This window comes from Acidovorax temperans, from assembly GCF_006716905.1.
In the GTDB taxonomy this organism is placed as follows: Bacteria; Pseudomonadota; Gammaproteobacteria; order Burkholderiales; family Burkholderiaceae_C; genus Acidovorax; species Acidovorax temperans.
The window spans coordinates 258,656-272,162 of sequence record NZ_VFPV01000002.1; the positions used below are offsets into that span (position 1 = coordinate 258,656).

Genomic DNA, 13,507 nt, shown 5'->3' on the forward strand with positions numbered 1-13,507 from the left:
ACACATGTGTGTGCGTGCGCGTGTGTGCGTGTGCATGCGCGCGAGAACCGAATTGTAGAAGCGCCCGCAGTGCGGGCAACCAGAACGACTGGCGAGAAACCGAAAATGACCAAGACCCTGGTAATTGCAGAAAAACCCTCAGTGGCGCAGGACATCGTGCGCGCGCTGACGCCCGTGGCGGGCAAGTTTGAAAAGCACGAAGACCACTTCGAGAACGACCGCTATGTGGTCACCAGCGCCGTAGGCCACCTGGTGGAGATCCAGGCCCCCGAGCAGTTCGACGTGAAGCGCGGCAAGTGGAGCTTTGCGCACCTGCCCGTGATTCCGCCGTACTTTGACTTGAAGCCCGTGGACAAGACCAAGAGCCGCCTGAACGCGGTGGTCAAGCAGGCCAAGCGCAAGGACGTGACCGAACTCATCAACGCCTGTGACGCGGGCCGCGAGGGGGAGCTGATCTTTCGCCTGATCGAGCAGTACGCCGGTGGCAGCAAACCGCTGGGCAAACCCGTCAAGCGCCTGTGGCTGCAGTCCATGACGCCCCAGGCCATCCGCGATGGCTTCGAGAGCCTGCGCTCTGATCAGCAGATGGCGGGCCTGGCCAGCGCCGCGCGCAGCCGTTCTGAGGCCGACTGGCTGGTCGGCATCAACGGCACCCGCGCCATGACGGCGTTCAACTCGCGCGACGGTGGCTTCTTCCTGACCACCGTGGGCCGGGTGCAGACGCCCACGCTGTCGCTGGTGGTGGAGCGCGAAGAAAAGATCCGCAAGTTCATCAGCCGCGACTACTGGGAAATCCACGCCACCTTCGGCGCCCAGGCCGGCGAATACCCCGCCAAGTGGTTCGACCCGAAGTGGAAGAAGGGCGAGGATGTGGAAGCCCGCGCCGACCGCGTCTGGTCTGCCGCCGAAGCCCAGGCGATTGCCAACGCCGTGCGCGGCAAGCAGGCCACCGTCACCGAAGAGAGCAAGCCCACCACCCAGGCATCGCCCCTGCTGTTTGACCTGACCAGCCTGCAGCGCGAGGCCAACGGCAAGTTCGGCTTCAGTGCCAAGACCACGCTGGCCCTGGCGCAAAGCCTGTACGAACGCCACAAGGCCCTGACCTACCCGCGTACCGATTCGCGCGCGCTGCCCGAAGACTATTTGCCCGTGGCCAAGCAAACGTTTGAAATGCTGGCCGACAGCGGTATGCGCCACCTGGCCCCGCACGCGCTTACGGCGCTGAACAACAACTACGTGCGCCCATCCAAGCGCATCTTCGACAACAGCAAGGTGAGCGACCACTTTGCGATCATCCCCACCACGCAAGCGCCGTCGGGCTTGAGTGAGGCCGAGCAAAAGCTGTACGACCTGGTCGTGCGCCGCTTCATGGCCGTGTTCTTCCCCAGCGCTGAATACACCGTCACCACGCGCATCAGCACCGTGGCCCCCCACAGCTTCAAGACCGAAGGCAAGGTGCTGGTCAAGCCGGGCTGGCTGGCCATCTATGGCAAGGAAGCGGCCGACGAGGTGGAAGGTGGCAAGGACGGGGACAAGGGCCAAAACGTCGTACCCGTCAAACCCGGCGAAATGGTCAACACGCTGACGGCCGACCCCAAAGGCCTCAAGACCAAGCCGCCCGCCCGGTATTCGGAAGCCACGCTGCTGGGCGCCATGGAAAGCGCGGGCAAGCAGATCGACGACGACGAGTTGCGCGAAGCCATGCAGGAAAAAGGCCTGGGCACGCCTGCCACGCGTGCGGCAATCATCGAAGGGCTGCTGACTGAAAAGTACATGCTGCGCGAAGGCCGCGAGATCATCCCCACGGCCAAGGCGTTCCAGCTCATGACGCTGCTGCGCGGTCTGGAGGTGGAAGAACTCTGCCGTGCCGAACTCACGGGCGAGTGGGAGTACAAGCTCTCGCAGATGGAAAAGGGCCAGCTCAGCCGCGAAGCCTTCATGGCCGAGATTGCCGCCATGACCGAGCGCATGGTGAAGAAGGCCAAGGAATACGACCGCGACACCATCCCTGGCGACTACGCCACGCTGCAGTCGCCCTGCCCCAACTGCGGTGGCGTGGTCAAAGAGAACTACCGTCGCTTTGCCTGCGTGGGCAAGGCAGGCGCCGAGGGCTGCGGCTTCAGCTTTGGCAAGTCGCCCGCCGGCCGCACGTTTGAAACGGCCGAGGCCGAGCAGCTGCTGCGCGACAAAAAGATCGGCCCACTGGAGGGCTTCCGCTCCAAGGCGGGCTGGCCGTTCACGTCCGAGATCGTCCTCAAGTACGACGACGAGGCACACAACTACAAGCTCGAATTCGACTTTGGCGATGACAAGAATGCCGAAGAATCGGGCGAGCTGGTGGAGTTTGAAGACGCATCGCTGGGTGCCTGCCCCATCTGCGGATCGGAAGTGCACGAGCACGGCAGCAACTACGTGTGCAGCAAGGCCGTGCCCACTGCCGCGCAGCCCACGCCGAGCTGCACCTTCAAGAGCGGCAAGGTCATCCTGCAGCAGCCCGTGGAGCGCGAACAGATGACCAAGCTGCTCGACACCGGCAAGACCGACCTGCTCGACAAGTTTGTGAGCATGCGCACGCGCCGCAACTTCAAGGCCCACCTGGCGTGGGACAAGGACGCTGGCAAGGTCAACTTTGAATTTGCGCCCAGCAAGTTCCCACCCCGTAAACCTGCCGCCGGCGCCGCTACCAAAACAGGAGCTGCTGCCGCAGGCAGGGCAAGCGCTGCAGCCAAAAAAGCCCCTGCAAAGAAGGCCGCAGCCAAAACCACCGCCGCCAAACCGCCGCGCAAGGCCGCCGCAGGCAAGGCCCCCAGCGCCGCCCTGGCCGCCGTGATTGGCAACGAGCCGGTGGCACGCCCCGAGGCTGTCAAGAAGATGTGGGAATACATCAAGGCCCACAACCTGCAAGACCCCAAGGACAAGCGCACCATCGTCGCCGACGACAAGCTGCGCGCCGTGTTTGGCAAAGACAGCGCGGGCATGTTCGAGCTGGCGGGCATTCTGGGCAACCACCTGGGCGGCGACGCATGACGCCGCTGGCCTGCGCACGGGCCTGGGCGCTGTGCGCAGCGCTGGCCTTGCTCGCAGGCTGCGCGGGCACGCCCTCGGCTGGAGGCGATGCCTCTGGCCCCCTGTACAAGCGCAGTAGCGGCAGCAGCGGCAACAGTGGCCCCCAAGGCAACGCTGTGACGGACGTGGGCGGTGGCAGCAGCGGTGTCACCGTCTATGGCGAGATTGACCTGGGCGTAGGTCGGCGGCGCTAAGAGCGGCTAACAAAACTCTTCTGGCGTCGTTGCTGTGTCTTGTCGTACTGCTCGTACTGCCTACGACACAGTGCCTAGCCAGAACCGCTTCGCTGAGTTTTGTTAGCCGCTCTAAGCCCGCGCAACCTGGCTCGGGCCCTGCGGCCCCAGCGCCGCACCCCGCAGCGCTTTCCAGCCCCTGCACTCCTGAGGATTCCCGTTGGCGACTGTTCACCCGTACCAACCCAAGCACATCACCCCCACCGACGAGCAAGTCGCCGTGCAGATGTCGGCCGAGCGCACCCTCATCATCGAGGCCAACGCGGGCGCCGCCAAAACCACCACGCTGGCGCTGCGCATGGCCCAGGCGTGGACCACCGGCATGCCGCCCGAGCGCTGCCTGGCCCTCACTTACACCGACACCGCCTGCCAGGCCCTGCAGGCCGCCCTGCGCAAAATTGGCGTGCCCGCACCCGTGGTGGCGCGCTTTCGCATCGCCAGCTTTGACGCCTTTTGCGCCGCCATGCTGCAAGAGCCCTACGGCCCGCCCGTAGAGCAGATCGACACCCAGGAAGCCCTGCGCCCCTACGTGTGGGAGGCCGTGCAGCGCATTGAGGCCAACGAATCCGAGCGCTGGCCCGAAGAGCTGCAACTGCCCAGCGCGGGCAATGCGGGCTTTGTCGAAGACTTTCTGGCCATGGCCCTGTGGCTCAAAGGCACGTTGAAAGACGACCTGGAGCGCGACGACGGCCCGGCCTCGCCCGACTATGCGGGCGACCTGGGCATTGGCTACACCCAGCTCAAGGTGTTCCGTGCGTACGAACGCATCCGCCGCCGCGAGCTGGCCGACGAGCCGCTGTTTCGCGGCCCCTACGACGCCACTTACGACCTGGCCCGCCGCCTGCTGGAGGGCGACACCGCCGCCAGCCTGCGCCCCTGGCCGCGCAACCTGCAGATGGTGCTGGTGGACGAGATGCACGACATGAACGCAGCATCGTTCCGCGTGCTGCGTGAGCTGCTGGATTCGACCCAGTGCCAGTTCTGCGGCGTGGGCGACCGTGACCAGGTCATCTACGGCGCCCACGGGGCCGACGCCGTGTTCATGGGCGACGCCATCACTGTGCACACGGGCCGCCCTGTGGCGCGCCTGCCCCTCACGCCCAGCCACCGTTTTGGCCGCAAGCTGGCCACCAAGGCCGGGCGGCTTGCCGACAAGCCCTATGGCTCGCTGGCCGCGCACGACACCGCCGTGCAACTGCTTGGCTACGACGACGAGGCCGAATGCGTGGACCTGATCGCCCACCAGGTGCAGCACTGGCGCACCGCCACGCGCGGCAAGATGGCAGGCCTTGCCGTGTTGCTGCGCCACCCCGGCCAGTCCATCGCCATTGAAAACCGCCTGCTGGCCGATGGCGTGCCCTACACCGTGAGCGGTTTTGAAAGCTACCTGCTGCGCCCCGAAGTGCTGCTGGTGCGCGGCCTGCTGGCCGTGGCCACCGACAACTTCGACAGCGTGACCGAGCCGCGCACGCGAGAAAAGCTCATGCGCGCCCTGGTCTTCTTCTGCGGCGCACGCATCGTGGTGAAGGGGCGCGAGCACGAATCGCAGCACGACCTGCTGGCCGACGCCATCCGCAGCGTCACCGACAACCCGCTGTTTTTAGAGAGCTTCTTCACCAACCAGATCCTGCCCAACGTCGAGCCCGCCATGCAGCGGCGCTTGCAGCGCGCCCTGAAGGTGGCCAAAGAAGCCCACGGCCAGGGCACCCTGGCCCGCCTGCTGGAGGCCCTGCAGATCGACGCCGTGGTGCGCGAGGTGTTCGTCTCGCGCCAGCGCCGGGCCGACGCCCTGGCCAACCTGGCAGGCCTGAGCCACGCCGCCCAGGCCTTTGGCAGCGCGCGCGACTACTTCCTGCACCTCAACGCCGCCGAGCAGCGCCAGCGCGAACTGCGCAGCACCGCCAGCCTGGTGCTGGCCCACATCGGCCATGTGAAGGGGCTGGAGTTTGAGCATGTGCTCATCCCCTACCTGGAGCAAGGCGCCTTCCCCGACCCGCAGGCACCTTTTGCGCAAGAGAAGAACACCCTCTACGTCGGCATGACCCGCGCGCGCCAGCAGCTCACCCTGCTGGCCCACCGCCAGCGGCCCAGCGCGTTTGTGGCGCAACTGGGCTATGCAGAATCCACACAGGCCGCCAAGGCTCCGGCCTGATGGCACAGTGGCGCCCGTCCGCAGCTTTGCCACATTCGCACACCACCTTCCCCAAGGATCACCATGCAACTGTCTGAACAATGGGTTCTGGTCACCGGCGGCGCCCGGGGGCTGGGCCAGTCCATCACCCGCGCGCTGGCGCGCGAAGGCGCTGGGGTCGTCATCAACTACCTGCACAGCGACGCTGCTGCCCAGGCCCTGGCCGAAGAACTGGGCCCCCGCGCCCTGGCCCTGCAGGCCGATGTGACCGATGCCGCCGCCGTGCAACGCCTGTTTGCCCAGGTGCGCGAACGCACCGGCCAGCCCATCAGCGCCGTGGTCAACAACGCCCTGGCCCAGTTCCGGTTTGATGGCGATGCCCGCCCGCAGATTGGCGACATCACCTGGCAGCGCTTTGCCCAGCAGCTCGAAGGCGCCGTCAAAGGCGCACTCAACACCACCCAGGCCGCCCTGCCCGCCATGCGCGAACAGGGCTTCGGCCGCATCGTCAACGTGGGCACCAACCTGTTCCAGAACCCCGTGGTGCCCTACCACGACTACACCGCCGCCAAGGCCGCGCTGCTCTCGTTCACCCGCACAGCGGCCAACGACCTGGGCCAGCACGGCATCACGGTGAACATGGTGTCTGGCGGCCTGCTGCGCACCACCGACGCCAGCAGCGCCACCCCCGAAGCCGTGTTCGACCTCATCGCCAGCATGACCCCCCTGCGCCGCGTCACCACCCCGCAAGAGTTTGCCGACGCCGTGCTGTTCTTCCTCTCCCCCTGGGCGCGGGCCGTGACGGGGCAAAACCTCATCGTGGACTGCGGGCTGGTCAAGGGCTGACCGGTTTCACCGTGGCGCAGCCGCTGCGCCGCGTACGGCTTCTACCTGCACCAGGCCTGTGGGTTTTATGCGCCCTTGCGCTATCAGCCGTTCGGCATGCTGCACGTTTTTCTGCGACCAGTTGCCGCGCGCGACGTTGCGTGGGGCGTTGCGGATACGAGGTGTCATCCAGCGGCTTTCGTAACCCGTCGATCCAGGATTAGTCGGTGGCGGCTCAGCGCTATGCTCCCCACCCAACCAAACACGACACACGGTACCCGCCATGCACGACATCATCTGCCCCCACTGCCACAAAGCCTTCAAGGTGGACGAATCCGGCTATGCCGACATCCTCAAGCAGGTGCGCGATGCAGACTTCGCCGCGCAGTTACATGAGCGGCTGGAACTGGCCGAACAGGACAAGCGCAATGCGGTGGCGCTGGCGCAGGCCCAGGTGGCCAATGAGTTGCAGAAGGCGGCTGCGGCCAAAGATGCCGAGATTCAAGCCCTGAAGGCGCAGCTGGATGCGGGCGGTGTGGAGCGTGACCTGGCAGTGGCGCAGGCGCTGAGCGCGGTAGAGAAGCAGCGCGATGCGTTGGCGAATGAGCTGGAGCGTGCGCGGCAGGCGCAGCAGGCGGCGGAGCAGTTGGCGCAAGCGCGGCAGGCGCAAGAGCTGCAGGGCGTGGCTGCCAAGAAGGATGCGGAGATTCAGCAGCTCAAATCACAACTGGAGGCGGCTGAGGTGGCGCGCAGGCTGGCGGTGACCGAGGCGGTGACGGTGGTGGCCCGCGAGCGCGATGAACTGAAGAACGACCTGAACCTGGTGGTGGTGAAAAAGCAGCTGGAAGAAAACGCCATCAAAGAGCAATACGCCCTGCAACTGCGCGACCGCGACGGCGAGATTGCGCGCCTCAGGGACATGAAGGCGCGCCTCTCGACCAAGATGGTGGGCGAGACGCTGGAGCAGCACTGCGAGACGGAGTTCAACCGCATCCGCGCCACGGCGTTTCCGCGTGCGTACTTTGAGAAGGACAACGACGCACGCAGCGGCAGCAAGGGCGACTTCATCTTTCGCGACGTGGACGAGGCGGGCAACGAGATTGTCTCGATCATGTTCGAGATGAAGAACGAGAGCGACGAGACGGCCACCAAGAAGCGCAACGAAGACTTCCTGAAAGAGCTGGACAAGGACCGCAATGAAAAGGGCTGCGAGTACGCGGTGCTGGTGTCGCTGCTGGAGCCCGAGAGCGAGCTGTACAACACCGGCATCGTGGATGTGTTCTACCGCTACCCCAAGATGTATGTGGTGCGGCCGCAGTTCTTCATCCCCATCATCACGCTGCTGCGAAACGCGGCGATGAAGTCGCTGCAATACAAGTCAGAGCTGGCGCTGGTGAAGGCGCAGAACCTGGACATCACCAAGTTTGAGACGCAGCTGGACGAGTTCAAAACCGCGTTTGGCCGCAACTGGCGCCTGGCGTCAGACGGGTTTGAAGAGGCCGTCAAACGCATTGACGAGGCCATCAAGGACCTGGAGAAAACCAAGGAAGCGCTGCACAAGTCAGCGAACAATTTGCGCCTGGCCAACGACAAGGCTGAAGACCTGACGATCAAGAAGCTGACCCGTGGCAACCCGACGATGGCGGCCAAGTTTGCGGAGCTGAAGCAGGCGCAGATTTCGGATCTGGAGTGATGCTGGCCCGCAGGGGGGCAGGTGATGGGTGGTGAGCGCCTGCCCGGTGGCTGGTCTTGCTTCTGTTTTGATAGCTGCTGGCGCTTGCTGAATAAGCGCTAGAGGGTTGTTTGGCTATCAATCCTCCGTAGGCTGGGCGCTGCCCGCCACATGACAGCGCCAGCAGGCCGCTGCGTTACCGTTGCCCGTGGGTTTACGCTGCCGCCGCTGCCCTGGCCGCAGCCGCCCGCCGCCCCGCCCACAGACCTTCGGCGGTGTACAGCAGCAGCGCCACCCAGATGAACACAAAGCCTACGGCGCGGGGGCCGGCGAAGGTTTCGCCGTAGAGGAACACGCCCATCAGCGCCAGGATGGAGGGCGTGATGTATTGCAAAAAGCCCATGGTGGACAGCGGCACGCGCCGGGCGCCTGCGGCGAACAGCAGCAGCGGGATGGCAGTGACGGGGCCGCTGAGCAGGAAGAACAGCCAGGTGTGCGCGTCGTGCGCGGGCCACTGGCTGCCGGGGCCGCTGGGGCCGGGCCATAGCAGGGCCACCACAGCCAGCGGGGCGAGGAGCATGGTTTCTAGCGACATGCCTTCCAGCGCGCCCAGCGTGGCCGTCTTGCGCATCAGGCCATAAAAGCCAAACGTCATCGCAATCAGCAGCGCCAGCCAGGGCACATGGCCCGATTGCACTGCCATCCACAGCACACCGGTGGCGGCCAGGGCAAAGGCGACCCACTGCGCCTTGCGTGGGCGTTCGTGCAAAAAGATGAAGCCCAGCGCCACATTGATGAGGGGCAGGATGAAGTAGCCCAGGCTGGCATCGAGCACATGGCCGTTGTTCACCGCCCAGACGTAGCTGAGCCAGTTGCCCGCCAGCAGCAGGGCCGACACCGCAAATTTGCCCAGCAGGGCGGGGCTGCGGCGAACGTCGCCCAGCCAGTGCCAGCGGCGCAGCACGGCCAGCACGATGAGCACGAACACCAGCGACCACACCATGCGGTGCAGCACCACCTCTATCGCGCTGGCGGCCTGCAGTTGCTTGAAGAACAGGGGGAACATCCCCCACAGAACATAGGCCGACAGGCCGTACAGAATGCCGCTGGACATGGATGAGGTGGTGTGGAGTGGTGGGGCTGCGCAGCACGGGCTGCAGCGGTGGGTGGATGGATGGGGTGGTTTGCTATTGAAAAGATAGCTGGTGGCGCTTTTGCAATAAGCGCCAGATGCCAATCTGGTTCTAAGTTTTATACCTTGATGGACTGGCCCGTGGCATAGAACTGCCCGCCCGCCACGTAGTGCAGGGTGCGCAGGTGGTCGGGGGCGGTGTCGAATTCCCAGTGCCCGTCACGGAACACGCGGTCGTCCGCCCAGGCGCCCACCACTTCGCCAATGAAAAGGTCGTAGGTCTGCTGGTTGTGCGGCTCGGGGATGACGCGGCACACCAGCCAGGCGGCGCAGCCGGGCACCAGCGGTGGGCGGTGTTCTGCGGGCACGTCGCTCAGGCCGGGCGCATCGAACAACTCCACATGGTGGCGCTGCAGCTTGTCGGGGTGGGTGTGTGCGCTTTCAGTGCCCAGGGCTTCGGTGAGTGCGGCCTGGGGCACGGTGGGCAGTTGCAGGGCGAAGTGGCCGCTGGCCTCGACCAGCTCGCGCGTGCGGGTGGCTTTGTCGAGCACCACCGTCACCTTGGGCGGGCTGAAGTCCAGCGCGCAGGCCCAGGCGGCGGCCATCACATTGGGCTGGCCGCCATGCGCGGCCGACACCAGCACGGTAGGCCCGTGGTTGAGCAGCCGGTAGGCCTTGTCGAGCGGCACAGGGGTGAAGTGGACGGGTGCGTGCATGGTTGCTTCAGGAAAGTGGCCGGGGTGGGGCGGCGAGCTTAGGCCAGGTGCGCGAGCAGATGGCGCCAGAAGTTGAGGCGCGCCTCCAGCGTGGAGACCAGGATGTGTTCGTGCAGCGTGTGCGCGCTGTCGCCATCGGCGCCCAGGCCGTCCAGCGTGGGCACGCCCATGGCCGAGGTGAAGTTGGCGTCGCTGCCGCCGCCGGTCATGGGTGCGTCTTCCAGGGTAAAGCCAGCGTGGCGGGCCGATGCTTGCGCGCGGGCCAGCAGGGCTTCCACGGCCTGGTCTTTGACCATGGGCGGGCGGTTCACCTCTACGTCAATATCCAGCTCCATGTCGGGGCCCACAGGGCGCAGGGCCTGCATCTTGTCCACCAACTCGTCGGCGGCGCGCAAATCGGGCAGGCGAAAGTCCACCACGCAGCGGCAGCGGTCGGGCACGGTGTTGGTGGCGGTGCCGCCTTCGATGGTGCCCACGCTCACCGTCACGCCGCGTGCGTAGTCGGTCATGGCTTCCAGCGCCAGGATCTGGTGGGCCATTTCGCGGATGGCGCTGCGGCCTTTGTCATGCTGCACACCGGCGTGGGCGGCGCGGCCCTTCACCCCCAGGCGCAGCATGCCGGTGCCCTTGCGCGCGGTGACGCACTTGCCGCCGTTGGCGCGGGCAGGCTCGCACACCAGGCCGTAGCGCGCGTTGCGGGCAAAGGCTTCGATGTGCGGGCGCGATGCGTGGCTGCCGGTTTCTTCGTCAGGCACCACCAGAAAGTCCACCGGCAGCGCGGTGGCGCCTGCGGCGGCCAGGTCGCGCAGCGCCGTCAGTGCCAGGTAGATGCCCGCCTTCATGTCATAGCCGCCGGGGCCGTACAGGCGGTCGCCTTCGGTGCGGCAGGGGTTCTGTTGCAGCGTGCCGATGGGGTGCACGGTGTCGGAATGGCCCAGGATGAGCAGGCCGGGCCGGGTGTCGCCCGCCGCACGGTTGCTGATGTGCAGCAGCGGCCCCACCTGGGGGCCCAGCGGCGTGACGGTGGCCTGCAGGCCTGCGTCCAGCGCGTAGCGCTGCATCTCGGCCACCATGCGCGCCACGCCTTCGGGGCTGCTCGTGGGGGATTCGCATTGCATCCAGGCGGTGATGCCGTTCACAAGGGATTGGGTGGTGGGTGAGGTCATGGGTGCAGGCTCGAGGAGGATGAAAGGGCGGTGGTGCGCAGGGTCAGGCGGTACGGCGGCCCGCCAGTGCGGCCAGTTGCGCAGCGCTGGGCATGCGCTGGTGGAACCACAGGTGCGCGCACACGGCCGACATGGCTTCGCCGTCGTGCCCGATGCCTTCCACCGTGTGCAGCTGCCAGCGGAAGGGCAGGCCCCGGCGCGCGGCCTCGGCCTGGGCCGTGGCGAAGTAGTGCAGCGCGCGTGCGTAGCGGTGGGGGCCCTGGCGCAGGGCGGCGGGCTCCGAAGGCAGGTGCGGGTCGTTGGTTTCGGTGTCCTGGTCGCCCGCCAGGATGGTCAGGGGCGTGGCAAACAGGCGCGCCAGGCTGTCGGCATTGGCCAGAGCACGGTCTTGCGAAAAATTCTGTTCATTTCAGATTCCTTAACGTCAGCCACTGAAGGGGAAAACCGGGCGGCGAACCCGGCATGCTGCGGATTCGCTATGCATACATATTACCTAGGGCTTACCACCATACGTTCACCGACTGCCCTGGTCAGCTTTTCTGTGCAGCCGGTACCATCGCCCAGTCCACAAGCTGCCCCTCACGGGGTTCCAACGGAGACAAACCCTATGTTTAGCCATGTGATTCTGGGTGTGAACAACCTGGATGTTTCAAAGAAGTTTTACGACGCTGTGCTCGGCGCCCTGGGCGTGCCTGCAGGCGTTGCCAACAAGAACCGCTATTTCTACCGCAGCCCCACCGGCACCTTCGGCATCACCACCCCCATCAACGGTGAGCCCGCCACCCATGGCAACGGCAGCACCATCGGCTTTCTGGCCCAGTCGCCCGAGCAGGCCGATGCCTGCCACGCAGCGGGCGTGGCCAACGGCGGCGTGACCTGCGAAGACCCTCCCGGCTGGCGCGAAGGCCCCGGCGGCAAGCTGTACCTGGCCTACCTGCGCGACCCCGATGGCAACAAGCTGTGCGTGCTGCACCGCCCTGCGGCCTGAGTTAACTCCTCGTTTGCTATATTTTTAAGAGCTTCCAGCGCTCAACCCACGGGCGCTGGAAGCTCTTTTCATTCAAAACCCCTTCTTTGAGGAAGACCCCCTGCATGCAATCCGCCAGCGCCACCCTGTTCGACGAGGCCTACTACCAGCGCTTTTACTTTGACAAAAAGACCAGCGTGGTGGACCCCGAGCACATGGAGCGCCTGGGCATGTTTGTGTGCAGCTACCTCAAGTACCTGCGCGTGCCGGTGCGGCGCGTGCTGGACGTGGGCTGCGGCATTGGCCTGTGGAAGGGCATCGTCGAGCGGCACTTTCCTGGCGCCAGCTACCAGGGCGTGGAGTTCAGCCCCTACCTGTGCGAGCGCTTTGGCTGGCAGCAGGGTTCGGTGGTCGATTACGCCGCCAGCGAGCCGTTCGACTGGGTGATCTGCCAGGGCGTGCTGCCCTACCTGAATCCGGCCGATGTGAAAGCCGCGCTGCACAACCTGGGCCGCCTCTCCAAAGGCGCGCTGTATGTGGAGGCCGTTGCGCGCGAAGACTACGAGCAGGACATCATCGACGAGGATTTGACGGACAACCGCGTCTTCCGCCACCGCGCCGAGCTGTACCGGCGCGGCCTGCGCGAAGGCTTTGTGGAGCTGGGCGGCGGCGTTTGGCTCAGCCGCCAGGCCGAAGTGCCCATGTTTGCGCTGGAGCATGTGGGTGGCTGAAAACGCAGCCCCGCCCCAGGCACCCCGGGCCCCCCACGCCGTAGCCCGCCTGCGCACCGCGCGGCTGGCCCGCAGCGCCAAGCCCTTCCTGGCCCGTGGCGGCCCGCGCGGCGAGCGTTGCCCCGGCTGCCGCCTGGTGCCCAGCCACTGCGTGTGCAGCCTGCACCCCGTGGTGCGCACCCGCGCAGGCGTGTGCCTGCTGATGGCCGATATCGAACCCCTCAAGCCCAGCAACACCGGCTGGCTGATTGCCGACGTGGTGCCCGATACCTTTGCCTTCGGCTGGGCCCGTACCGAAGTGGATCCGGCTCTGCTCGAACTGCTGGCCGACCCGCAGTGGCAGCCTTACGTCGTGTTCCCCGGCGAATTCGTGGCGCCCGAGCGGGTGGTGACCGAGGTGGCGCCTCCTTCGGTGGCGGTGCCCCGAGCCGGGGTCGAACCGGCACCTGCCAAGCGCCCGCTGTTCATCCTGCTCGACGCCACCTGGCCCGAGGCGCGCAAGATGTTCCGCAAAAGCCCGTACCTCGATCGCTTTCCGGTGCTGAGCCTGCAGCCCGAGCAGATCTCGCGCTACCAGCTGCGCCGCTCGCGCCGTGACGACCATTTCTGCACCGCCGAAGTGGCCGGCCTGTGCCTGGACCTGGCCGGCGAGCCGCAGGCCGCGCAGGTGCTGCAGACCTACCTGGACGTGTTCACCCACCACTACCTGCAGGCCAAGCACCAGCTGCCGCCGGACTGTCAGGGCGAAGCGCACCAGCGGCTTGCGCAAGCTTTGGGGCGCACCACCCGCGCTTGAGCCCATGCCTGCGGTGCTTATGTCGTGCGTCACGGTGTCGCAACTGCCGGGCTCCACCCCGGGGCAGGGTTC

The 13,507-nt window shown here is 66.1% G+C and carries 12 protein-coding genes and 1 pseudogene; 8 read left to right on the plus strand and 5 right to left on the minus strand.

The window, feature by feature from the left end; genetic code table 11:
• Window positions 1–105: 105 nt before the first annotated feature.
• The 4 genes from BDD18_RS09270 to BDD18_RS09285 all read left to right on the plus strand — a co-directional run bounded on the left by BDD18_RS09270 (window position 106) and on the right by BDD18_RS09285 (window position 6,276).
• Window positions 106–3,027, plus strand: a complete 2,922-nt coding sequence (locus BDD18_RS09270) for a DNA topoisomerase III (protein WP_142082872.1) — start codon at window positions 106–108, stop codon at window positions 3,025–3,027.
• Complete coding sequence (locus BDD18_RS09275) at window positions 3,024–3,260, plus strand: hypothetical protein (RefSeq protein ID WP_142082874.1); 237 nt, start codon at window positions 3,024–3,026, stop codon at window positions 3,258–3,260. Before BDD18_RS09270 ends, BDD18_RS09275 begins: the two co-directional genes overlap by 4 nt.
• Before the next feature lie 199 nt (window positions 3,261–3,459).
• Window positions 3,460–5,451 (plus strand): UvrD-helicase domain-containing protein, encoded by a 1,992-nt coding sequence (locus tag BDD18_RS09280; protein ID WP_142082876.1) that lies wholly within the window; start codon window positions 3,460–3,462, stop codon window positions 5,449–5,451.
• Between the two features lie 63 nt (window positions 5,452–5,514).
• On the plus strand, window positions 5,515–6,276 hold the full coding sequence (locus tag BDD18_RS09285; protein ID WP_142082877.1) for a 3-oxoacyl-ACP reductase: 762 nt from the start codon (window positions 5,515–5,517) through the stop codon (window positions 6,274–6,276).
• Window positions 6,277–6,282: 6 nt separating this feature from the next.
• On the opposite strand, the gene BDD18_RS22065 is transcribed toward BDD18_RS09285, so the two are convergent.
• Window positions 6,283–6,444, minus strand: coding sequence for a YdeI/OmpD-associated family protein (locus BDD18_RS22065; RefSeq protein WP_170207383.1), 162 nt, complete (start codon window positions 6,442–6,444; stop codon window positions 6,283–6,285).
• A gap of 94 nt (window positions 6,445–6,538) precedes the next feature.
• Between BDD18_RS22065 and BDD18_RS09290 the strand changes: the two genes are divergently transcribed.
• A complete protein-coding gene (locus BDD18_RS09290) occupies window positions 6,539–7,948 on the plus strand; it encodes a DUF2130 domain-containing protein (protein ID WP_066692887.1) in 1,410 nt (469 codons plus the stop codon).
• 193 nt (window positions 7,949–8,141) lie between these two features.
• Here the strand turns inward: BDD18_RS09290 and rarD are convergent, their stop codons facing one another.
• From rarD to BDD18_RS22825, 4 genes and pseudogenes are all read right to left on the minus strand, one after another.
• A complete protein-coding gene (gene rarD, locus BDD18_RS09295) occupies window positions 8,142–9,041 on the minus strand; it encodes an EamA family transporter RarD (protein ID WP_066692889.1) in 900 nt (299 codons plus the stop codon).
• Window positions 9,042–9,178: 137 nt separating this feature from the next.
• On the minus strand, window positions 9,179–9,775 hold the full coding sequence (locus tag BDD18_RS09300; protein WP_066692898.1) for a flavin reductase family protein: 597 nt from the start codon (window positions 9,773–9,775) through the stop codon (window positions 9,179–9,181).
• Between the two features lie 38 nt (window positions 9,776–9,813).
• Window positions 9,814–10,941 carry a M20 family metallopeptidase gene (locus BDD18_RS09305; RefSeq protein WP_142082879.1) on the minus strand — a complete coding sequence of 376 codons (1,128 nt, stop codon included), beginning with the start codon at window positions 10,939–10,941 and terminating at the stop codon, window positions 9,814–9,816.
• Window positions 10,942–10,984: 43 nt separating this feature from the next.
• Window positions 10,985–11,308, minus strand: a pseudogene (locus BDD18_RS22825) (alpha/beta hydrolase); the annotation flags it as partial.
• Between the two features lie 240 nt (window positions 11,309–11,548).
• Here BDD18_RS22825 and BDD18_RS09315 point away from each other — a divergent pair.
• The 3 genes from BDD18_RS09315 to BDD18_RS09325 all read left to right on the plus strand — a co-directional run bounded on the left by BDD18_RS09315 (window position 11,549) and on the right by BDD18_RS09325 (window position 13,435).
• Complete coding sequence (locus tag BDD18_RS09315; protein WP_044400750.1) at window positions 11,549–11,929, plus strand: VOC family protein; 381 nt, start codon at window positions 11,549–11,551, stop codon at window positions 11,927–11,929.
• A gap of 104 nt (window positions 11,930–12,033) precedes the next feature.
• Window positions 12,034–12,639, plus strand: a complete 606-nt coding sequence (locus BDD18_RS09320) for a class I SAM-dependent methyltransferase (protein WP_066690697.1) — start codon at window positions 12,034–12,036, stop codon at window positions 12,637–12,639.
• The gene (locus BDD18_RS09325) at window positions 12,626–13,435 is read left to right on the plus strand and encodes a tRNA-uridine aminocarboxypropyltransferase (RefSeq protein ID WP_142082880.1); all 810 of its coding nucleotides are present in this window, start codon (window positions 12,626–12,628) and stop codon (window positions 13,433–13,435) included. Before BDD18_RS09320 ends, BDD18_RS09325 begins: the two co-directional genes overlap by 14 nt.
• Window positions 13,436–13,507 lie beyond the last annotated feature (72 nt).

Coding starts and splice junctions, on each gene's coding strand:
- BDD18_RS09305 (WP_142082879.1), bottom strand. CDS start 10,941: ATGACCTCACCCACCACCCAATCCCTTGTGAACGGCATCACCGCCTGG.
- BDD18_RS09290 (WP_066692887.1), top strand. CDS start 6,539: ATGCACGACATCATCTGCCCCCACTGCCACAAAGCCTTCAAGGTGGAC.
- BDD18_RS22065 (WP_170207383.1), bottom strand. CDS start 6,444: ATGACACCTCGTATCCGCAACGCCCCACGCAACGTCGCGCGCGGCAAC.
- BDD18_RS09320 (WP_066690697.1), top strand. CDS start 12,034: ATGCAATCCGCCAGCGCCACCCTGTTCGACGAGGCCTACTACCAGCGC.
- BDD18_RS09270 (WP_142082872.1), top strand. CDS start 106: ATGACCAAGACCCTGGTAATTGCAGAAAAACCCTCAGTGGCGCAGGAC.
- rarD (WP_066692889.1), bottom strand. CDS start 9,041: ATGTCCAGCGGCATTCTGTACGGCCTGTCGGCCTATGTTCTGTGGGGG.
- BDD18_RS09300 (WP_066692898.1), bottom strand. CDS start 9,775: ATGCACGCACCCGTCCACTTCACCCCTGTGCCGCTCGACAAGGCCTAC.
- BDD18_RS09275 (WP_142082874.1), top strand. CDS start 3,024: ATGACGCCGCTGGCCTGCGCACGGGCCTGGGCGCTGTGCGCAGCGCTG.
- BDD18_RS09285 (WP_142082877.1), top strand. CDS start 5,515: ATGCAACTGTCTGAACAATGGGTTCTGGTCACCGGCGGCGCCCGGGGG.
- BDD18_RS09315 (WP_044400750.1), top strand. CDS start 11,549: ATGTTTAGCCATGTGATTCTGGGTGTGAACAACCTGGATGTTTCAAAG.
- BDD18_RS09325 (WP_142082880.1), top strand. CDS start 12,626: ATGTGGGTGGCTGAAAACGCAGCCCCGCCCCAGGCACCCCGGGCCCCC.